This is a genomic window from Thermohahella caldifontis (assembly GCF_041153465.1).
Lineage (GTDB): Bacteria > Pseudomonadota > Gammaproteobacteria > Pseudomonadales > Oleiphilaceae > Thermohahella > Thermohahella caldifontis.
On record NZ_CP154858.1, the window covers coordinates 3,115,012 to 3,134,697 of the forward strand.

16 protein-coding genes are annotated in these 19,686 nt (G+C 62.1%); 10 read left to right on the forward strand and 6 right to left on the reverse strand.

Annotation, left to right across the window (positions count from 1 at the left end):
- Positions 1-38 precede the first annotated feature (38 nt).
- From AAIA72_RS15135 to AAIA72_RS15145, 3 genes are all read left to right on the forward strand, one after another.
- Entirely contained in the window at positions 39-3,812 is a 3,774-nt protein-coding gene (locus AAIA72_RS15135) for a DUF1631 family protein (RefSeq protein WP_369601120.1), read from the forward strand.
- Positions 3,813-3,823: 11 nt separating this feature from the next.
- Entirely contained in the window at positions 3,824-4,414 is a 591-nt protein-coding gene (locus AAIA72_RS15140; protein ID WP_369601121.1) for a TetR/AcrR family transcriptional regulator, read from the forward strand.
- A gap of 126 nt (positions 4,415-4,540) precedes the next feature.
- On the forward strand, positions 4,541-5,335 hold the full coding sequence (locus tag AAIA72_RS15145; RefSeq protein WP_369601122.1) for a DUF3592 domain-containing protein: 795 nt from the start codon (positions 4,541-4,543) through the stop codon (positions 5,333-5,335).
- Here AAIA72_RS15145 and AAIA72_RS15150 read toward each other — a convergent pair.
- A complete protein-coding gene (locus AAIA72_RS15150; protein WP_369601123.1) occupies positions 5,307-7,484 on the reverse strand; it encodes an FAD-dependent oxidoreductase in 2,178 nt (725 codons plus the stop codon). The two genes, AAIA72_RS15145 and AAIA72_RS15150, sit on opposite strands and share 29 nt — an antisense overlap.
- Positions 7,485-7,664: 180 nt before the next feature.
- Here AAIA72_RS15150 and hemB point away from each other — a divergent pair, with 180 nt between their 5' ends.
- The 4 genes from hemB (at position 7,665) to AAIA72_RS15170 (ending at position 13,083) form a co-directional block, all read left to right on the forward strand.
- Entirely contained in the window at positions 7,665-8,678 is a 1,014-nt protein-coding gene (gene hemB / locus AAIA72_RS15155) for a porphobilinogen synthase (protein WP_369601124.1), read from the forward strand.
- A 26-nt stretch (positions 8,679-8,704) separates the two neighbouring features.
- On the forward strand, positions 8,705-10,828 hold the full coding sequence (gene ppk1 / locus AAIA72_RS15160) for a polyphosphate kinase 1 (RefSeq protein ID WP_369601125.1): 2,124 nt from the start codon (positions 8,705-8,707) through the stop codon (positions 10,826-10,828).
- A gap of 3 nt (positions 10,829-10,831) precedes the next feature.
- On the forward strand, positions 10,832-11,905 hold the full coding sequence (locus AAIA72_RS15165) for an AI-2E family transporter (protein WP_369601126.1): 1,074 nt from the start codon (positions 10,832-10,834) through the stop codon (positions 11,903-11,905).
- Positions 11,906-12,045: 140 nt separating this feature from the next.
- Positions 12,046-13,083 (forward strand): HAMP domain-containing protein, encoded by a 1,038-nt coding sequence (locus tag AAIA72_RS15170; protein ID WP_369601127.1) that lies wholly within the window; start codon positions 12,046-12,048, stop codon positions 13,081-13,083.
- A gap of 26 nt (positions 13,084-13,109) precedes the next feature.
- On the opposite strand, the gene AAIA72_RS15175 is transcribed toward AAIA72_RS15170, so the two are convergent.
- Positions 13,110-14,279, reverse strand: coding sequence for an ISNCY family transposase (locus AAIA72_RS15175; protein ID WP_369600308.1), 1,170 nt, complete (start codon positions 14,277-14,279; stop codon positions 13,110-13,112).
- Positions 14,280-14,415: 136 nt separating this feature from the next.
- On the opposite strand from AAIA72_RS15175, the gene AAIA72_RS15180 reads away from it, so the two are divergent.
- Genes AAIA72_RS15180 through AAIA72_RS15190 form a run of 3 tightly spaced genes read left to right on the forward strand, consistent with a single transcriptional unit; the run spans position 14,416 to position 16,722 of the window.
- Positions 14,416-15,045 carry a GGDEF domain-containing protein gene (locus AAIA72_RS15180; RefSeq protein ID WP_369601128.1) on the forward strand — a complete coding sequence of 210 codons (630 nt, stop codon included), beginning with the start codon at positions 14,416-14,418 and terminating at the stop codon, positions 15,043-15,045.
- On the forward strand, positions 15,038-16,297 hold the full coding sequence (locus AAIA72_RS15185) for a hypothetical protein (RefSeq protein WP_369601129.1): 1,260 nt from the start codon (positions 15,038-15,040) through the stop codon (positions 16,295-16,297). The genes AAIA72_RS15180 and AAIA72_RS15185 overlap by 8 nt, the downstream gene beginning before the upstream one ends.
- Before the next feature lie 2 nt (positions 16,298-16,299).
- Positions 16,300-16,722 (forward strand): hypothetical protein, encoded by a 423-nt coding sequence (locus AAIA72_RS15190; RefSeq protein ID WP_369601130.1) that lies wholly within the window; start codon positions 16,300-16,302, stop codon positions 16,720-16,722.
- Positions 16,723-16,756: 34 nt separating this feature from the next.
- Here AAIA72_RS15190 and AAIA72_RS15195 read toward each other — a convergent pair whose 3' ends face one another.
- The 4 genes from AAIA72_RS15195 to coaD all read right to left on the reverse strand — a co-directional run bounded on the left by AAIA72_RS15195 (position 16,757) and on the right by coaD (position 19,647).
- Entirely contained in the window at positions 16,757-17,299 is a 543-nt protein-coding gene (locus AAIA72_RS15195; RefSeq protein ID WP_369601131.1) for a hypothetical protein, read from the reverse strand.
- A gap of 70 nt (positions 17,300-17,369) precedes the next feature.
- Positions 17,370-18,854, reverse strand: coding sequence for a gamma-glutamyltransferase (locus tag AAIA72_RS15200; protein WP_369601132.1), 1,485 nt, complete (start codon positions 18,852-18,854; stop codon positions 17,370-17,372).
- The gene (locus AAIA72_RS15205; protein ID WP_369601133.1) at positions 18,854-19,114 is read right to left on the reverse strand and encodes a YfhL family 4Fe-4S dicluster ferredoxin; all 261 of its coding nucleotides are present in this window, start codon (positions 19,112-19,114) and stop codon (positions 18,854-18,856) included. The genes AAIA72_RS15200 and AAIA72_RS15205 overlap by 1 nt, the downstream gene beginning before the upstream one ends.
- A 44-nt stretch (positions 19,115-19,158) precedes the next feature.
- Positions 19,159-19,647, reverse strand: coding sequence for a pantetheine-phosphate adenylyltransferase (gene coaD, locus AAIA72_RS15210; protein WP_369601134.1), 489 nt, complete (start codon positions 19,645-19,647; stop codon positions 19,159-19,161).
- Positions 19,648-19,686: the final 39 nt, after the last annotated feature.

Below are 19,686 nucleotides of genomic sequence, written 5' to 3' on the forward strand. Positions count from 1 at the left end.
GCTAGACTGACGAGAGACGATCAGGAGAGTTCGACCGCATGTCACGTCCCCGCACTGAACAGCGACGTTATCCCCGCATTCCCTTCAGGCATGATGCCATTCTGGTGATTGCCGGTTACACGCCGGTTGCCGTGACGCTCGAAAATATCTGTGAAGGGGGCGCACTGGTGGGTGGCGTGCAGAGTGAGCGGCTGTCGCGGGCGCTGGAAACACCGGAAAGGGTACCGGTCAGTCTGCACGTGTTTTTCGACCGGCCCGGGCAGTCCGAGCAGGTTGTCCGCATCCGGGGGCGCTGCGTGCGCGTTCAACCGTCACAGGCCGGCCTGTCTCTCGGTATCGCCTTTCACGAGCCGGTGACGGCGCTGATTGAGCAGGTCAAGGCGCTGGGCGGGCAGGGGATGCATCTGAGTGCGGCACGGCGGGAACAGCTGGAGCGCCGTTTTCACGAGGTGACGCGGGATTTCTTCGCGGCGCTGGTGCGGGGGTTGGCGGAAGAGATCAAGATTCGCCTGAAAGACCGGCTGGAGCGTGCGGAAAGCTTTCAGGCCATCAATGCCCTGCGTGACACCCAGGTGGTCGTGCTGGAGCATCAGACCGCCTTTTCCAAGGCGCTGCTTGAGCGATTGCGGGTGGGGCTGGAACACCTCTATTCCGGAGAGCCGGAAGCCGCGCGGGCAGGGCATCTCGAAGTGGTGGACAAGGCCGTGTTCGAGCAGTGGCTGGAGCTGCAGATGATCGGATCAGCAGTCGCCAACCGGTTCCGGGAGCCCCTGTTTCGCCTGCACCAAGTGCTGTCAGCCGTATTCCAGACCCATGTGGACACGACGAACAATCCCCTGGGACCGCGCTTGTTGTGCGAGGCGCTTCAGGATGTCTATGCCCGCATGCCGGCACTCAGCGTGATCGAGGATGACCTGCCGGGTGCCTTTGAGCATGTGCTGCTGGAATACCTGCCCGGGCTGTATCGGCAACTTCTGGAAGACGCCCGCAATGCCGGAATCCGCACCATCAGCGAAGCCGAGCAGTTGCCGGTCAGGCCGCAGGCGTCGCCGGCCCGACGGGTATCGCCGATTCCATCCGTCGGGCAGGATGGTGAGGGTCCCCATGCGGATTCTCCGCCGGGCAAACCCCGCACGGACGAAACGAAGCCGGGGCAGGCGGCGGGCGGGCGGGCCGTCCAGACCCTGCTCCGTCTGGTTGAGGCGGTGTCCGGAGAGGCCGGCACCGGAGAGGATACCGGAGACCCGGAAACCGAGGACGATCTGCATCGCCTTGCCAGCCTGCTCCACCAGGCCAAGGGAGCGCTTGCCCCGGAGGCTGGCGATGAGACGGAGAGCGTGCAGGCGCGGCTGGAGAATCTGGCGGAAACCCATCCCGAGATTGGCCGCCGCATCGGGCCTGTGGCCCGCAACCTCGCCGTGATCGTCGACCGGCTCTTTGGTGTGCTGGCGGAAGCCTCAAGTGGGGACGGGCTCGTCAACCGGCTGCGCTTGCCCCTCTTCGAAATGATTCTGGAAGACCTGGATTTTCTGGAAGACCGCGATCATCCGGTACGCCGCCTGCTGGATGACATTGCCAGCCTGACATCCACGGATCAGGCCGGCAGCAGCGTGCTGCGGCGGACGCTCGAGCCCATTGTGGAAGCGCTGGCACAGGGCCGCTACAAGGACAGGGCATTCATTGAAGAGGCGCGCGAACGCGTTCACCGTTTGGTGGAGCGTCAGGAAAAGGCGTTCCTGCGCAATGCGGAGCGGATTGCCAGAACCCATGCCGGGCGCGAGAAGCTGGAGCGCGCCAGAAAGGCGGTCCGGCACCGGCTGGATGCCATGCTGCGTGAACAGCAGATTCCGAAAGTGGTGCTGGAATTGCTGGAGGCGGGCTGGGAGCAGGTCATGGTACTGGCGGTGCTCAAGGAAGGTGCGGACAGCGTGACCTGCATGGAGCACTTCAATACCCTGAGTCAGCTTCTGGACTGGCTGTTGTTGGACGAAACGGAAGCCGATGCGCTGTTTTCGCGGGACCTGGAGCTGCCTGCAGTGCTGGAAATGCTCGAACGTGAAATGGCTACAACCGGTGAGCCGGCCAAAGTGGCCAGAGCCTTGCGGCACCTGAAGGAGGTGTTTGACGATGCCGTGCCGGTGGAAACCCTTTGGGTGCCACAGTATCCTCTCCAGCAGGAAGCGCAGGGAAGCGGGACCGGTAACGTCATTCATGTGGCGCCGGAGCGCTGGCGCAAGCGTGCCCACGAGCTCTCCGTCGGCGACTGGATCGAGATCGAGCTGCGTCCCGGGCAGATGCAGCGCATGCGGCTGGTCTGGGCCAGCGAGAGCAGTTACAAGTTTGTGTTCCTGAGTCAGAACGGGCTGCAGGAAGTGGAGATGCCGCTGAATGACATGGCCAGACAACTGGCCGAGGGGAGGGCCCGGCGCACCGATCATGACAGTGTTTCTCTGGTGGACCGGGGGCTCTACGATGCCATCCAGGCGCTGTATGCGCGCATGGCCAGCCAGGCCACTCACGATCCCCTGACCGGCTGCATTCAGCGCCGGGAGTTTGAAAAGCACCTGGAACGGGTACTGCTGCTCACCAAGCATGCCGGTGCCGAAAGTGCGCTCATTGTGTTCGATATTGATCAGTTCGCCCTGATCAACAGTCAGTACGGCACCCGGACCGGGGATGCCCTGTTGCGGGAGATCCCCCGGATTCTGGATGAAAGCCTGGCCAGTCACGCCGGCGAGATGCTGCTCGGGCGAAGTGGTTCCAATGAGTTCGCCCTTCTGCTCTATCCCTGTTCGCGGGAGCAGGCCATGGACGTGGCAGCCCAGGTGGTACGGTCAATTGCCCGAATGGAGGTGGTGAAGGGTCAGTCCGTTCATGTGACGACCAGTGTGGGTGTGGTAGCCATTGACAGCGCGTCACCGGATGCGGGCACGCTGATGGCTCAGGCCTCCAATGCCTGCAATGTCCGCAAGCGCGAAGGCGGCAATGGCTGGCAGCTCTACGTGGAGGACGATGCCCGGGTGGTGAAGGAGTCGGTCATGATGCGCTGGGCAAGCCGTCTCGACCGCCCCTTTGATGAAGGGGATCTGGTACTGACCGGTCAGCTCATCCGGAGTATCAGGCAGACAGACCGTTATTCCTGCGAAGTGCTGCTGCAGACCCGGGATGAGCGCGGGCAGCCCTGTTCACCGGTCACCCTGATTGAAGCGGCGGAGCGGTTCAACCGTATCGTCCAGCTTGACCGCTGGATCGTGGAGGGGGTGCTGGCGTGGATGAAGCGCTCTCCGTCCGTGCTGGAGACGCTGGATCACGTGAACGTGAATCTTTCCGGCCACAGTCTTAGTGATGACGGCTTTCTGGAGTGGCTGGACCGGGTCCTGGCAGCGCATCCGAGACAGGCCATGAAGCTGTGCTTCGAGGTCACGGAAACGGCTGCGGTCAGCCGGATACACTATACCGCCGATTTCATGCACCATGTGCGCAAGAAGGGGGTGCGCTTTGCGCTGGATGACTTTGGTACCGGTCTGTCGTCCTATGCTTACCTCCAGCAGTTGCCCGTTGACTACCTGAAAGTGGACGGTATCTTTGTGAAGGATATTGACTCGGATCTGACCCATTATGCTATGGTCAAGTCCATCAACGAACTGGGGCATTTCATGGGACTGGAAACGGTGGCGGAATTCGTGGAGACAGAGGCCATTGCCGAATCCCTGGCCGAACTGGGCGTGGACTGGGCGCAGGGCTATCTCTACAGCCGGCCGACGCCCCTCGACAGCCTGGATGAAGCCCTCAGACAGGCACGCAAGAGGTAGCCGGTACGCTTATGGGACGACCACTTTCCTTTGATCGCCAGACTGTTCTGGACCGGGCCATGCAGGTGTTCTGGCGTCAGGGCTACGACACCACCTCGGTCAACACCCTGCTGTCCGAAATGCAGATTCAGCGCAGCAGTTTCTACCATGCCTGGCAGGACAAGCGCAGCCTGTTCCTTCAGGTGCTCGACCGCTACGGAGCCCGGTCGCTGGCCCGGATTCGCGCGGCTCAGAATGCGCTGACACCGGAAGCGCTGCGCACCTTTGTCGGACGCATGATTCTGGGAGAAGCCGGAGAGCCCTGCCGGGAAGGTTGTCTGCTGGTGAATACGGTGCTGGAGCAGTCGGGCGTGGATGAGGAACTGGCGGCCTGCGCCCGGGCGCATCTGGCACGCAATCAGGCTGCCTTTGCTGACTGGATCGCCGCAATGCAGGCGGCCGGCACGCTGGCGGACGACCCGGATGCACAGAGGCGCGCCCGTTCATTGATGTGCCTGGTGAAAGGGGCGCGTGTCATGGCCCGGGAGGGGGAATCCCGTCAGGCAATTCAGAGTGTGATCGACGATTTTTTCCGTTGCTGGACGGCACCTTCATCTTCTTGAAATGACGCCTGTTTTGGGACGCGCGTCACATTCTGTTGCGAGACATTGAACCTTTGTCTTATACTGTACAGCCTGAGCATCAGGTCTTTTCTGCTGCTTGAGTACAACAACAAGAAGGCGAACGAAATGGATATTCTCATGTTGCTGGTAGGGTTGACGCTTGCGGTCACCGGCTGGTTTCTGGCGTGGGACTACGCCCGCAGTCTGTTCAGCGCGTACACCGCCCGTGGTCGGGTGGTTGCCTTGCAGCCCGGGTTCGGGCGTCGCATCCCGGGGGCCTGCACCCCGTTCTTCCCGGTCGTCGAGTATCTCTGGCAAGGCCAGCCGGTGCGTTTCACGGCGCTCCATGAGGACGACGTGACCAATCTCCAGATCGGCGACATCATTGAAATCATCTTCTCCCGTTCCCGCCGGACCCAGACGCGTCTGGGACGGATGGTGCTGACGTTGCTCTTCATGCTGGTGCTGGTGCTGGGCGGCATGTTCGGAACGGCGCTGGTCACCTCGAAAACGCTGGACCTGACACATATTCTGCTGCCGTCGGTGGTGCTCAGCGGTTGCTTCTTTGCCATCGTGCTCTACCTGCGTCAGCAGGATCAGGCGGATACCGGCGCACCCATCCAGCGACGCACCTCCCTGTGCCGGCTGTTCATTCAGGAACCCACCCATGTCTGTCACTGGATGAAGCGGGCCAATTGCCCGGTCATGGGGCGCGGTGCCTTTGGTGCAAGGCTCTGTGGTGCCCTGTGCATGATGATGGGTGTCGGCATCATGGCCTGGTCCTCCGTCGGATTCAGTCGACCGGCTCTGGCCGGCAGTCTGGCACCGGCCGAGGCCCGGCAGGCGCCGGCCGCCGAAGTGGCCCCGGCCGTGCCCGAGCCCCGCATGACCGTCACGGTGCAGGTGTTCCGGGAGAACTGATCCCGGATTTACCGCCACGCCGCCAGGCGTGGTAGCGACCGACCCATTCCAGCAAACGCTGCGGTGCGTGATTGCGTTTCCACACGCCCGCCGCATACTTGTTGGCCTCGGAGAGAGTGGGGTAGATGTGAATGGTGCCCAGAATGCCGTTGAGGCCGATGCCGTGCTTCATGGCGGACACGAACTCGGTGATCAGCTCCCCGGCATGGTAGCCCACGATGGTCGCGCCAAGGATCCGGTCCTTGCCGGGCACCGTCAGTACCTTCACGAACCCGTGAGCTTCTCCGTCAGCGATGGCGCGATCCAGATCGTCCAGTCCGTAACGAGTGACCTCGTAGGGAATGCCCTGTGCCTGCGCGTCGGTTTCGTTCAGCCCCACGCGACCCACTTCGGGATCCGTGAAGGTGGCCCAGGGAATCACGCGGTAATCCACCGCAAAGCGCTTGAAGGTGCCAAACAGACTGTTGACTGCGGCATACCAGGCCTGGTGGGCGGCCGTATGAGTGAACTGATAGGGGCCGGCCACGTCACCGCAGGCATAAATGGTCGGGATGCTGGATTGCAGGAACTCGTTGACCTGAATGGTGCCGTTCGGGTTCATGGCAATGCCCAGCTCTTCCAGTCCGAATCCCAAGGTATTGGCCCGCCTGCCAATGGCCAGCAGGGCCTTGTCGAACGTGATCTCGACGGTGTCGTCACCTTTCCTGGCAATCAGCACGGAGGTGCCGTCTGCGCGACGCTCGAAGCGTTCGGCACGGCAGCCGAGATGCAGCTCTATTCCCTCTTCCACGAAGCGGGCCTGTACGGCGGCTGACACGTCCGGATCTTCACGCGGCATGATCCGGTCGGACAGATCCACCTGAATCACGCGCACTCCCAGCCGGTTGAAGCTCTGGGCCAGCTCGCAGCCGATGGGGCCGCCGCCAAGGACCAGGAGGCTCTCGGGCTTGTCGCGCAATGACCAGATGGTGTCCGACGTATACCAGGTGACCTCGTGCAGTCCCGGGATGGGGGGCACAAAGGGACGGGCACCGGTGGCCACGACGATGTTCCGCGTGGTCAGAATCCGGCCGTTGACCTCGACACGCCAGGGATCCAGGATGCGGGCTGCGCCTTCCACACACTCCACACCCAGTGCGGTGTAGCGTTCCACCGAGTCATGGGGCTCCACTTCGCGAATCACGTTGGCCACCCGTTCCATGACCGCCGTGAAGTCCACCCGGGCATCCGGCACCTCGATACCGTATTCCCTGGCCGAGCGGATCTCATGGGCGACGGTAGCGGAGCGGATCAGCGCCTTGCTGGGCACGCAGCCGGTATTCAGGCAGTCACCACCCATCTTGTGCTTTTCGATCAGGGTCACTTTGGCCTTCACCGCAGTGGCGATGTAGCTGGTTACCAGACCGGCACTGCCGGCACCGATGACCACCAGGTTGCGGTCAAACTGCCTGGGGCGCGAGAAGCCCTTGAGGGCCCGGCGTGCCTGCAGGCGATTCATGATGTGGCGGGCGATGAAGGGAAAGAGGGCCAGCAGTGCAAAGGAGCCGATCAGTCCTGGTGACAGGAGCCCTGAGAGACTGTCGATCTGTGCCAGCTGGGTGCCCGCATTGACGTACACCAGGGTGCCCGGCAGCATGCCCAGCTGACTGACCCAGTAGAAGGTGCCCGTTCTGATGGGCGTCAGCCCCATGGCCAGGTTGATCAGGAAGAAGGGGAAGACAGGTACCAGACGAAGTCCGAACAGGTAGAAGGCCCCGTCTTTTTCGATGCCGGCATTGAGTGCCTTGAGTTTCTGGCCGAATTTTTTCTGCACCCAGTCATGCAGCAGGGTGCGCGAAGCCAGGAACGCCAGGGTTGCACCGATGCTGCTGGCAAAGGACACGATCAGCGTGCCTTCAAGCAGACCGAACAGAGCCCCGGCGGCCAGCGTCATCACGGCTGCACCGGGCAGGGAAAGTGCCGTCACCAGCACATAGAGCGCAAAAAAGGTCAGGGCCGAAAGCAGGGGATGGGCGTGCGTGCTTTCCAGCAAGGCATCCTTGTGTTCGCGGAAGGTGTCCAGACTCAGGTAGTCATTGAGTCCGAAGCCGAAGAATGCGGCGACCAGCAGGGCGATGCCGGCCAGCAGAAGCCATTTCCTGGGTGTCATGCAGATGTCCTTGTTCAGGTGGATCATGTTGATTCGGGGTAGTATAGACGTTCAACCCCGGTCGGGGTTCCCGGGCAGCGGTAAAGATTTGTTCATGATCGGCCCGGGGGCGTGATGTTTTGTGCCGGCATGGTAAGCTATGGCAAAACCCAAGCGTGATCCGACAGGACAGGAGTTCCCATGAAACCCGTACCCCGCAGATTTCCCGTGACACGTATGCGCCGCATGCGCGCCAGCGACTTCAGCCGCCGCCTGATGCGCGAAACCACCCTGAGTGTGGACAATCTGATCTATCCCATGTTCGTGCTGCCCGGATCCGGCCAGCGCGAGGCGGTGCCGTCAATGCCCGGCATTGAACGGCTGTCCGTGGATCTGTTGCTGGAAGAGGCCGAAACGCTCGTGGCGCTGGGCATCCCCGCGGTGGCCCTGTTTCCGGTGACGCCCCCGGAGCACAAGAGTGATGATGCCCGGGAGGCCTGGAACCCCAACGGCATTGCCCAGACAGCGGTGCGGGCGCTGAAACAGCGGTTCCCCGAACTGGGCGTGATCACGGACGTGGCGCTGGATCCGTTCACCTCCCATGGTCAGGACGGGCTGGTGGCCGAGTCGGGCTATGTGCTCAACGACGAAACCGTGGAAGTGCTTGTCCGCCAGGCGCTGTCCCATGCCGAGGCGGGAGCGGATGTGGTGGCACCCTCGGACATGATGGACGGACGCATCGGGGCCATTCGTCAGGCGCTTGAGGAAAGCGGCTTCATCAATACGCGGATTCTGGCCTACTCGGCGAAGTATGCCTCCAGCTATTACGGCCCCTTCCGCGATGCCGTGGGTTCCGCTGCCAATCTGGGCGGGGGCAACAAGTACAGTTACCAGATGGACCCGGCCAACAGTGACGAGGCCATTCATGAAGTGGCCATGGATCTTGAAGAGGGGGCCGACATGGTCATGGTCAAGCCGGGCATGCCGTATCTCGATATCGTCTACCGCGTCAAGCACGAGCTGGGCGTACCGACCTTTGTGTATCAGGTCAGCGGTGAATACGCCATGCACTGTGCGGCCGCCGCCAATGGCTGGCTGGATGGTGACCAGGTCATGATGGAGTCGCTGCTGTCCATCCGGCGTGCCGGTGCGGACGGCATCCTGACCTACTTTGCCAAGCGGGCCGCGCAGTGGCTGCGCCGCTCGGGTGGCTGAAACCTTTATTGCTGAACAGGGATACCATGGCTGAAACAGTGGATACACTCAAATCCCGCCTGCAGGGTACAGAGCCGGCCGACGGCCCTGACCTGAGCGCACCCGAGCTGTACTTCAACCGGGAGCTGAGTCACCTGCAGTTCAATGTGCGGGTGCTCAATCAGGCAATGGACGAGAGTCATCCGTTGCTCAATCGTCTGATGTTTGCCTGCATTTTCAGCAGCAACATGGACGAGTTTTTCGAGATCCGGGTGGCGGGCTTCAAGCAGCAGATCAAGTACGGCCGGGAGACGGTGGGTCCGGATGGTCTGACCCCCCAACAGATCCTCGAGCGCGTGGCGGAAGAGGCCCACGTCCAGATCGAGCGCCAGTACACGCTGCTCAATGATGTGCTGTTGCCGGCACTGGAGAAGGAAGGTATCTACTTTCTGCGCCGCAGCGAGTGGACGGAGGAGCAGCGGGCCTGGATCGAATCGTACTTTGATAATGAGGTTCGCCCGGTCATCAACCCCATCGGCCTGGATCCCAGCCATCCGTTTCCGCGCCTGGTGAACAAGAGTCTCAACTTCATTACCGAGCTGGAGGGGCGCGACGCCTTTGGCCGCGAGAACGGGCTGGCCATTGTCCCGGCCCCGCGGTCGCTGCCTCGCCTGGTCAAGCTGCCGGACGAGCTGTCCCGGGCCGGAACCTCTCTGGTATTCCTGTCGTCCATCATTCACGAATTCGCCGGGCAGCTCTTTCCGGGCATGACGGTCAAGGGCATGTATCAGTTCCGTCTGACCCGCAATGCAGACCTGGTGCTGGAAGAGGACGACATGGAGGATCTGGCCAAGGCCTTGCGTGGCGAGCTGCTCAGTCGCCGTTTCGGTGACGCGGTAAGGCTGGAAATTGCAGATAACTGCCCTGAAAATCTGGAAAAGTTCCTGCTGGACCAGTTCGGTCTGCAACCCTGGGAGTGTTACCGGGTGGCCGGTCCGGTCAACCTGGCCAGGCTGATGGCCGTACCCGGTCTGGTGAACCGTCCGGATCTGATGTATCCGCCCTTCACACCCGGTCTGCCGGCCAGCCTGCGCCAGAAGGAAGACCTGTTCGCCCAGATAGCCCGGCAGGACATCCTGCTGCTGCATCCGTTCCAGAGCTTTTCCCCGGTGGTGGACCTGCTGCGGCAGGCTGCACGGGATCCGGACGTGCTGGCCATTCGCCAGACCCTCTATCGTACCGGCAGCCAGTCCGAAGTGGTGGCGGCGCTGGTGGAGGCGGCACGGCGTGGCAAGGAGGTGACGGTGGTCATCGAGCTGCGCGCGCGCTTTGACGAGGAGTCCAATCTGGAGCTGGCCAGCCGGTTACAGGAGGCGGGTGTCATCGTGGTGTACGGGGTGGTGGGTTACAAGACACACTGCAAGCTCGTTCACATCGTGCGTCGTGAGAAGAGCGGGCTGAAGGGTTATGCGCACCTGGGGACAGGAAACTACCATGCCGCCAATGCTCGGCTGTATACGGACTATAGCTTGCTGACCGCAGACCGCATCCTCTGCGAGGACGTGAACCGCATCTTCCTGCAGCTCACCGGCATGACCAAGGCCATGAAAATCCGCAAGCTGATGCATGCCCCGTTCACCCTTCACGAACGCCTGCTGGCGATGATCGAGCGTGAAGCGGACAATGCGCGGGCCGGCCGCCCCGCCTTCATCCGGGCCAAGGTCAATGCGCTCACCGAGCCGCGTATCATTCAGGCGTTGTACCGCGCCTCCCGGGCGGGTGTGGAGATTGATCTGGTGATCCGCGGCATCTGTTGCCTGAGACCGGGTGTGGAAGGGGTGTCCGACACCATCCGGGTGCGTTCCATCGTCGGGCGCTTTCTGGAGCATACGCGGGTCTACTGGTTTCACAATGACGGCAAGGATGAAGTCTATTGCGGCAGTGCGGACTGGATGGAGCGCAATCTTCTCAACCGGGTGGAGGTGGGCTTCCCCATCGAGGATGCCCGGCTCTCCGAACGGATCCGCCTGGAATTCGAAGCCTACCTCAAGGACAATCAGCGCGCCTGGGTGCTCAATAGCGACGGGTCCTACAGCCGCGTTGTCCCGGCAGAGGAGGAGGCCCCCTTTGATGCCCAGCAATTCCTTCTGACCTCACTGGCCGCGGGGTAGATCATGGCAGAACACGGACAGTTTTCTCCCGGGGCACGCTTCATCATCACGCTGGCGGCGTTTGTCATTGTGGTCATGGGGATCAGGCAGGCCGAGTCCATCCTCTCCATGCTGTTTCTGTCCGCCTTTTTCACCATCCTGTGCACGCCGCCCTACGTGTACCTGCAGCGCAAGGGGGTGCCCGGCTGGGCCTCCCTGATCCTGGTGATCATTGGCGTCACGTTGCTGCAGATTGCCGTCGTGTCCGTGGTTGTGTCCTCCGTGGCGGACTTCAAGTCACAACTGCCGGCCTATCAGGAGCGCCTGCAGGCCGTGACCCGTTCGCTCATTGACTGGCTCCAGGCGCACGGTGTGCCCGTCAGTGTTTCCGTGATGACCAGTTCCTTCAACCCCGGTGCCGTGCTCAAGAGTGTGGTGAACATGCTCGGCGGACTGGGCGCTCTGCTTTCCAACACCTTTCTCATCATTCTGACCGTCATCTTCATGCTGGTGGAGGCCTCCACCTTCCCGGACAAGCTGCACCGTGCCTTTGAAGGGCGTGTGGACTTCGGCCCCATGGATACCTTTATCGACCGGGTCAAGAAATACATGTCCATCAAGACCCTGGTCAGTCTGGCGACGGGTGTGCTGATCCTGGCGTGGAACGCGGTGCTGGGAGTGGATTACGCCCTGCTGTTCGGGATGCTGGCCTTCCTGCTCAACTTCATTCCCAACATCGGCTCCATCATTGCCGCGGTGCCTGCCGTGTTGCTGGCGCTGATCCAGCTGGGGCCGGGACATGCGCTGGCCGTTGCGGCCGGGTATGTGGTGGTGAACGTGGTCATGGGCAACATGGTGGAGCCGCGTTACCTGGGGCGCGGACTCGGGCTCTCCACGCTGGTGGTCTTCCTGTCACTGGTGTTCTGGGGGGCGCTGCTGGGCCCCGCCGGCATGCTGTTGTCCGTACCCCTGACCATGATGCTGAAAATGGCGCTGGAAACCAGCGAGGACACCCGCTGGCTGGCCGTACTGCTGGAGCCGGAACACGGCAGTCCGGCGACGGGGCAGTCACCGGACAAGGAGGGCGAACCGGGATGACCGGCGCCTTCCCGGTTGCTGACGATTTCTGATTCGGCACCGAACAGATCTCCACGCGACAGAATCGGCCGGATGGACTATGCTGATGGCAGGCTGTCCGGTTTGTCCGGACATTCATGTCGCGCCGAAAGAGGATTCCTGTGGTCATTCGGTGGACGCTGCAGCGCAAGCTCAACAGCGTGCTGATTCTGTGCGGGCTCGTATTCATCGGTGTCAGTGCGCCGCTCATCAGCTATTTCAGCTTTGAAGCCTACAAGGCCGGTGCGCTTGAGCAGCAGGCCAGGCTGGTTGGTGCAGTGCGCACTTCAGCGGCCATCGCCACCTTTGTGGCCAACGAAACCATCGCCCATGACGTGCTCGCCGGTTTGCTGCAGGATGATGAAATCCTGGCAGCAGAAATCCGCGGGACAGACGGCTTTGTCCAGCGGGCGGACAGCAAGGAGGCTGAACGAGTCAGTCCCGGCTCGCTGACGGAAAAACGCTACCCGCTTTACTCCCCTGTCGATGAATCCACCCAGGTGGGGACGCTGACTGTCTGGTCCAATGATCCGCTCATTGCCCGTCGCGCCCGCGCCGGAGTCTGGCGCAATATCGGCTTGCTGGCCGGACTGGTGATGGTGCTGTCACTGGCATCGGTCTGGGCGGCCAACCGTCTGGCGGGTCGTCCGCTGCGTGAACTGGCGGAACAGGTCAGCCGGGCCAGTCCGGAAGCGCCGGGCGAAATCCGCGTGTCCAGGACGCACCGTCACGACGAGATCGGCCTGCTGGCCGAAAGCGTCAACCGGTTCCTGCAGAGTGCGCATCAGGCGCTGACCCAGGAGCGTACCCTGCGTGAACGGGTGGAAAAGATGAGCCGTCACTTCAACCGGATGTTCCGGCATTCCCGGGTCGGGGTGCTGGTGCTGGATTCGCAGGGCATGGTGCTGCACCACAATCCGGTGGTGTTCGAGCGTCTGATCCGGCTGGGAAACGGGGAGCCGGAGGATATCGAAGCGGTTGCGGATCTGTTCGGTGCGGCCTTTGCCTCACCGGCCGAGGCCTGGCAACTGGTCAGCCGGGCGCGCCATACCGGACTGAGTGCGGAGGCCGATCTGGCGCTCAGGGCCGCTTGGTCGGAACCCTGCTGGGTACACCTGATGTTAGCAACAAATAGAACTGTCCGGTTTTGTAGCACATAAACTGTCCGCTTTGGGTCCACTGATGATCAGACTTGGCAGCGGACGTTGGCCGGTGCCTGATCAATAGGTTCGAGGGGGTCGAAGGGCAGGCCTTCTGGGGTGTAACTGGCCAGTCTTCTGGGGCCGTGGAAGATCGCCAGGGAGCGATCAGGATAACGGTGTACCCGAACCTTGGCCTTGACGTAATGGCGCCGATAGCGGTCGGCAGGGATCTGCAGCTTGAGTCCCTCGAACGAGACGCAGTTGTCCTTGTTCACGGTGCGTTCGTACTGCTCACACAGGATGTCGTCCAGTCCAGGGCCGATGAAAGGCACGAAGGCGCTGCCCTCGACGGCGGGTTTGACGCAGAACTCCCGGTTGAAGGCCGGCAGGTAGTGCTCCCGAAGGTAGCGGTTGGCCGCCGCCATGGTGGTAATGCCCTGGGCTGCAAGTTCCTTGGGCAGGCGTCCCTGATGGGTGGCGAACTGGCGCTCACAGCGGCCCCGGGCCTCGGGGGAATAGGCGGGGATCATCTCGACCCCGAGCTGGGCCATGGCCCTGCCGAACTGGGTGAGGTTGGACTTGTCGACCTTGCCGCCGGCCTTGGGGGTGTGCCAGTAGTGACTGCCCCGGTCGGTATAGAGGCTCGAGGGAAGGCCGTGATCGGTGATGACCTCTCGCATGGCCTGGAAGCTCGAAGCCGTGCCTTCCTCCTCGACGAAGAACATGGAGTAGTGCTCAGAGGTGGCGTCATCGAAGGTGATGATCAGATCCCAGTGGTGGCCGGGAACCCATTCGTGGGTGGAGCCATCCTGGTGGAGCATCATGCCGACCATGGGCGCCCGCTCGCGGCGTCGACGATGCTTACCCCGAGCCGGTGCCTTCTTGACCAGGCCTGCCTTCTGCAAGGTGTTCCGTACCCAGGTATAGCTGCGTGTGCCGCCGTGACGGTCGCGGTAGAAGCTGTAGAAGTGTTTGATGTTCCAGCCGTCGTAGCGCTCCTTGTAGAGCGCCTCGAGGCGTAGAACCTCATCCACCGGGGCCTTGCGGTGGGAAACCTGACTCAGGCGCTTGTCGATCAGGCCGTCGAGGCCCTCCTCCTCGTAGCGGTCGATATAGCGCCGGAAGGTCCGCTCACAGACCCCCAGCAGCCGCGCCGCCTCTTCCTGGGTCAGCCGTTTCTCGGTCCATCCCGTATAGGCTTCTTCGAATCGCATTTTCCGGATCTCCTGTAGCAGTTCTGTCCGTCTCATGGCTCACCTCCTTGGTGATCATGAAACCGGACAAATCACGTGCTACAAGTCCGGACAGTTTATTTGCTCCCAACACTGCTGGGTACACCTGATTGTCAGTGTGGCTCATGATGAAGAATATGATGATGAGGTGATCGAGTGTGTGATGTACGACGTCACGGAACGATTCCGGGAAACGGAAGAGGCACTGAGACTGGCAGAGACCGACCCGCTGACGGGGATTCTCAATCGCCGTGGCTTCGAAGTGCACTGCCTGAACTGTCTGAGCCAGCCTGACATGCGGGATCAGTGTGTGGTCATGCTGATTGACCTCGATGGCTTCAAACCCGTCAACGATCAGTATGGTCATGCGGCGGGTGATACGGCGCTCAGGGTTGTCGCGGAACGCCTGCGGACGCACACACGGAGTGACAGCGACCTGGTGGCCCGGCTCGGTGGCGACGAATTCGTGCTGGGACTGCGGGTTCCCGATGGCGACAGGGAGCGCGTGCGCCGGATTGCACACAAGATTCTCGATGCGATCCGTGCACCGGTAACGCTGGAGGACGGTACGCAGGTTCGCCTCGGAGCGAGTATCGGTGTGGCATTCGGTCGGGAACATGATTCCTGTGAGGCAATGATTGCGGCCGCGGATGCGGCCATGTATGACGTCAAGATGCATGGCAAGAACGGGGTGGCCTTTGCCGGTCACCCGGAAGGACAAAAGGGGGCAGAGCATACGCATGGCTGAGCGGGGCATCGGAAAATATCTGGCCTGGCTGGCCTTGTCCGGACTGGTTCAGCCCGGCACTGGTTATGCGGCGATACCGGTACACCTGTCGGGCTTTGGTACGCTGGGCGTTGCGCTGGAGCATCACGCCGATCTGGCACCTTTGCGTGACAACAACCAGCGCAAGGATCCGGGCAAGAATATCAATACGGCAGACTCCATTCTGGGCGTTCAGCTGGCGACGGCACTGTCCGACCAGTGGCGGGCAACGGCTCAGTGGACTTGGCGGGAACGGCCGGAGCAGGGGCTGGATGAATCCACGGAGTGGCTGTTTCTGGGTTACCGGCCACGACCCGAGTGGGATGTGCGCGTTGGCCGGGTGGCGGTGGACATGTTCCAGCTTTCGGATTTCAGGCGCGTGGATTATGCCAACCTGTGGGTACGCCCACCGACGGAGCTGTATGCTTGGATTCTGCCGGCATCCCTGGATGGGGGAGATGTGGCCGTGGACATCCGGGACGGCGAGCGGTACTGGCGATTCAAGCTCCAGTACGGCAAGACGGATCCCTGGCTGGACGCGCCGGACGGGACACAAACCTTCCATACCGAATTCAATCAGTTTCTGGTGGCCACGGCCACGCTGGACTATGAAAACTGGAAAGGCCGGATCAGCTACTCCCAGGCCCGGACGGCAGATTCCGTACCCGGATTCGTTCCGGCACTGTCAGGCCTGGCGGCCATACCCGGGATACCCGGGCCAGTGGGGCAGGAAGCGGCTGAGCTTGCCCGGCGATTGTCCACATCTGCGGAACGTGTCCGCTATTGGCAGGGCTCGCTAGGTTATGATAACGGCAAATGGATCCTGGATACGGAAGTTGCCCGTCAGACCACGTCCGGGACCTTTGCACCGACGGGTACGGCGGGTTATGTCAGCGTCGGCTATCGCTGGGGAAACTGGACACCCTACCTGGTTCATGCACGGTTTTTTCCGGATGCGGAACCCTTTGAAAGCCAGGCGGACTGGAATGCGGTGCCCGGTATCGCAGGGCTGCGCGATGCGGCGCTGGATATCATTAACGGTGTGCTGATCAGTCAGCGTACCTGGTCTCTGGGTGCACGCTGGGATCCGGCCCCACGCTATGCCTTCAAGATGCAGTGGGACCACACCCGCGTGGCCAGTGATCAGTATGCGCTCTGGGCGCACCGGAACGGACGGTCACATGAAGATGCCGTCGTCAATATCCTGAGCTTTTCACTGAGTTTTGTATTTTGAACATGATACGTACCTGGCGCTGGATCATCCTGACGCTCCTGATGGTGGCGGGCAGTGTGCAAGCTGACATTTACGTGGTAGTGCATCGTGACAGCCCGCTGACCCGTGTGACACCCGAGCTGATCCGGGATCTGTATCTGGCCCGGGTGCAGAGTCTGCCGTCGGGAGAGCGACTGATTCCCGTGGATCGTGCGGATGAGGCGCTGCGGGCCCGTTTCATCGAATCGCTGATCGGCATGGATGTGCGCCGCTTCGATGCCTACTGGGCCCGGCTCGTGTTTGCCGGGCGGGTGCTGCCGCCGGTGAAGGTGGAAAGCGAGGATCAGCTGTCGGGCACATTGAGTGAAAGGCCGACGGCAGTCGGGTATACCGACCGGCCGCCGGCGTCAGCAGAACTGAGAACGGTTCTCGTCATTCCCGGCTGAACCGGCGACGGCCTTCCGTACCCGTGCATCGCCGTCAGTTCAGCTGCAAGGCCTCCTCGCCGTTTTTCAGGCGCTGCAGGCGGCGCATGCGATCCAGACTTTCGCGCAGCGCTTCGTCCATCTGCTGTCCGTAGATATCCAGCCAGGTGCGTGATCCGGGAATCATGCGTGCCAGATCGTACATGCCGGTCTTGAGCGCCTTGAGAAAGGATTGAATGCTTTTTTCCTGATCCAGCAGAATTTGCTGCAATGCCGGGGTACTGCTGTTGGTGACCAGGGCCCGGAGCTTCGGCAGTTCCTCCGTGAGGGCCGGCAACTGTCCCCGGAGTGCCTCGATGTCTTCGCGCAGTCTGGCGTTCTCCTGTTTCAGCTGAGCCAGTTCCTCACGAATCTGAGGCGTCGGGTCTTCGGAGGTCGCGCTGAGCATCAGCCAGGTAATGCTGACAGAGAGGGAGACCACGGCCAGAATGGCGAGAAACAGCAGAATGATCCGGTTGAGGGACATGCTGCGTTCCAGCATCTGGATGCGCTGCTCTTCGGAAAGGCTCTGGTCGTCTTCGGTATCCCGGGTGCTCATGGTGTTCTCCACTTCCAATCGGTGTCCGGACAGATCATAACGAATTGTTTGTCAAAGTATAGCCTCTCTGTCAGGGCTGCAACGTCCGGACCAGCGCACGTGAAGGGTTGTGTGCATCTTCAGTCAGTGCGTTGGGAACGCGCTTGCGGGAGGCGCGGAGCACACCGCTGACATGATCGCCGGTGGTGCCTGCCGTCACGGTCAGGCCCTGTGAGGAAAGCTGGCCACGCAGGCGTGCGGCGGCCGGATCCGGTGTCATCAGCGTCCGATGCCCGAGATAGCAGAGCGGGGCCTCGGCTTGCCAGATCCGGGCAGGCAGATTCCCGGCCAGAGCCTGAACGACCCGAAACAGGGGCCAGGCCGCATCCTGCGGATGACTGACTGCCAGCCAGGCGGTGCCCGCTTCCCCCTGCCAGTGGGCCACGGCCTGAGCCGAAGGCCAATGGGCCTGTTGCGGCAGGCTGGCCACGCCGCCCGGTATGCCGCCCACATCAAAGACGGTCAGCCCGGTTCCGGCAAGTTCAGCGGCGCGCGCACCTGCAGGAGGGCGCCAGAACACCAGCAGCACGTGATTGCCGTGGCGGTCTTCGATGGCCAGTGTGGCGGGCGCCGGGGAACACGGCTGGTCAGGTGCGGACAGGTCCGGCGTCACCGGTGCGGGCGGGTGGCGTCGGTATTCTTCCAGCTCCGTGCGCAGGTCTGCCAGGTCGCTGTCGCGCGGATTTTCTGCTCGCCACAGAACGTCCGGCGTTGCGGCAGGTTCACTATCGAGCAGTAGACGCCAGGCCAGGACACGATCCGTAAGAGTCGGGAAGGGTATCCGCTCCAGCAGCGCTGACAGCGTAGCGAACCGGTAGGTGGCCAGCGAGGCAGAAACCGGCGCGAGTGAAAGCTGGCCGAGCGGGGTGTTCAGTGTCACCGGGGCCACCTGCCGGGGGCTGTACCGGGCCAGGTCGTCATCCGTCCAGCGCCCTCCGGCCTGCGCCACATGCTGCCTGAATGCCTGCGCGAACGGCCCTTGGTAAAATCCGTCGCTGCCCCGCAGTGCCAGGGCCTTGAGTACGCGTACCGGCGGCCGGATTTCCGGGTGCCCCGGCACACCTCGTTCAGCCAGCCTGAGCGCGTCGGCGTAAAGACGTCCGGACGTCTGTCTGGCATGCTTCCGGTAGAGGTGATCCAGACCGGCCGCCACCCCGGGGATCAGCAGTGTGCGGGTGTCGTCGGCTTTCCGGGCGCTTTCGGGAAGCGCCGGCAGGCTGTCCAGAACGTATGCAGGTTTGCCGGCCGCCTCGACCCAGATCAGAAGGCCTCCGCCCAGCGGTGCCTCATCGGGGGTGACCACGGCCAGGACACTGGCCGCGGCAATGGCCGCGTCAAAGGCATTCCCGCCCTCGTCCAGAATGCGCAGGGCAGCCTGGGTGGCCAGCGGATGACTGGTTGAAACGGTCTGGTAAGCCGGAGTGACGGGTTGGCTGGTGCAGGCAGGCAGCACCAGCACGAGCATCACAAGGAGGGCAGAAAGCCGGCGGGCCCGTTCCCTGAGCCGTAACTGCATCAGGCTGCCGGCTGCTTGCCAGTCAGTTTGTAGTATTTGGCCCAGAGTTCGTCTTCCGTTTCCACGCGGGACGGATCCAGCGGGATGCAGTCGACCGGACAGACCTGCTGGCACTGGGGTTCGTCATAGTGCCCCACGCATTCGGTGCATTTGTTCGGGTCAATGACGTAAATCTCTTCACCCGGCGAAATGGCCTCGTTGGGGCATTCGGGTTCGCATACATCGCAGTTGATGCAATCGTCGGTAATCATCAGTGCCATGTCGGGTACCTCTGTTGGCGCTTCAAACCTCTAGTTTACCAGAATCAGGCCTCGCTGTGCCCGAATTTGCGACGCAGGGCTTCTGCGACCGCCGGATGGACAAATTCGCTCACATCCCCCCTGAGGGCGGCTATTTCCCGGATCAGGGTGGATGAGATGTAGGAAAGATGATTGGCCGGCGTGAGGAAAATGCTTTCCACCCCGGGGGCCAGTTTCCGGTTCATGTCTGCCAGCTGGAACTCGTATTCGAAGTCGGAAACCGCCCGCAGGCCGCGCAGGATGATGTTTGCACCCTGTTCCGGGACAAACCGGGCCAGCAGGCCACGGAAACCGGTCACCCGCACGTTGTCCAGATGGGCCAGTGCGGTTCGGGCCAGTTCAACACGCTCGTCAAGGCTGAACAGGGGCTGTTTCTTGGGGCTTTCGGCCACGGCGACAATCACTTCGTCAAACAACCGGGCGCCGCGCTCCACCAGATCCATGTGGCCCTGGGTAATGGGATCGAAGGTGCCGGGATAGACTGCTCGGTTCATGCAATACGCCCCGCTGATTGACAGGGGGCAAAGTTTAAC

Excerpts from the sequence above, each read along its gene's own strand:
- AAIA72_RS15200 (WP_369601132.1), bottom strand. The coding sequence starts at position 18,854 with ATGCAGTTACGGCTCAGGGAACGGGCCCGCCGGCTTTCTGCCCTCCTT.
- AAIA72_RS15195 (WP_369601131.1), bottom strand. The coding sequence starts at position 17,299 with ATGAGCACCCGGGATACCGAAGACGACCAGAGCCTTTCCGAAGAGCAG.
- AAIA72_RS15135 (WP_369601120.1), top strand. The coding sequence starts at position 39 with ATGTCACGTCCCCGCACTGAACAGCGACGTTATCCCCGCATTCCCTTC.
- AAIA72_RS15205 (WP_369601133.1), bottom strand. The coding sequence starts at position 19,114 with ATGGCACTGATGATTACCGACGATTGCATCAACTGCGATGTATGCGAA.
- hemB (WP_369601124.1), top strand. The coding sequence starts at position 7,665 with ATGAAACCCGTACCCCGCAGATTTCCCGTGACACGTATGCGCCGCATG.
- AAIA72_RS15175 (WP_369600308.1), bottom strand. The coding sequence starts at position 14,279 with ATGCGATTCGAAGAAGCCTATACGGGATGGACCGAGAAACGGCTGACC.
- AAIA72_RS15145 (WP_369601122.1), top strand. The coding sequence starts at position 4,541 with ATGGATATTCTCATGTTGCTGGTAGGGTTGACGCTTGCGGTCACCGGC.
- AAIA72_RS15150 (WP_369601123.1), bottom strand. The coding sequence starts at position 7,484 with ATGACACCCAGGAAATGGCTTCTGCTGGCCGGCATCGCCCTGCTGGTC.
- AAIA72_RS15185 (WP_369601129.1), top strand. The coding sequence starts at position 15,038 with ATGGCTGAGCGGGGCATCGGAAAATATCTGGCCTGGCTGGCCTTGTCC.
- ppk1 (WP_369601125.1), top strand. The coding sequence starts at position 8,705 with ATGGCTGAAACAGTGGATACACTCAAATCCCGCCTGCAGGGTACAGAG.
- AAIA72_RS15190 (WP_369601130.1), top strand. The coding sequence starts at position 16,300 with ATGATACGTACCTGGCGCTGGATCATCCTGACGCTCCTGATGGTGGCG.
- AAIA72_RS15165 (WP_369601126.1), top strand. The coding sequence starts at position 10,832 with ATGGCAGAACACGGACAGTTTTCTCCCGGGGCACGCTTCATCATCACG.
- AAIA72_RS15140 (WP_369601121.1), top strand. The coding sequence starts at position 3,824 with ATGGGACGACCACTTTCCTTTGATCGCCAGACTGTTCTGGACCGGGCC.
- coaD (WP_369601134.1), bottom strand. The coding sequence starts at position 19,647 with ATGAACCGAGCAGTCTATCCCGGCACCTTCGATCCCATTACCCAGGGC.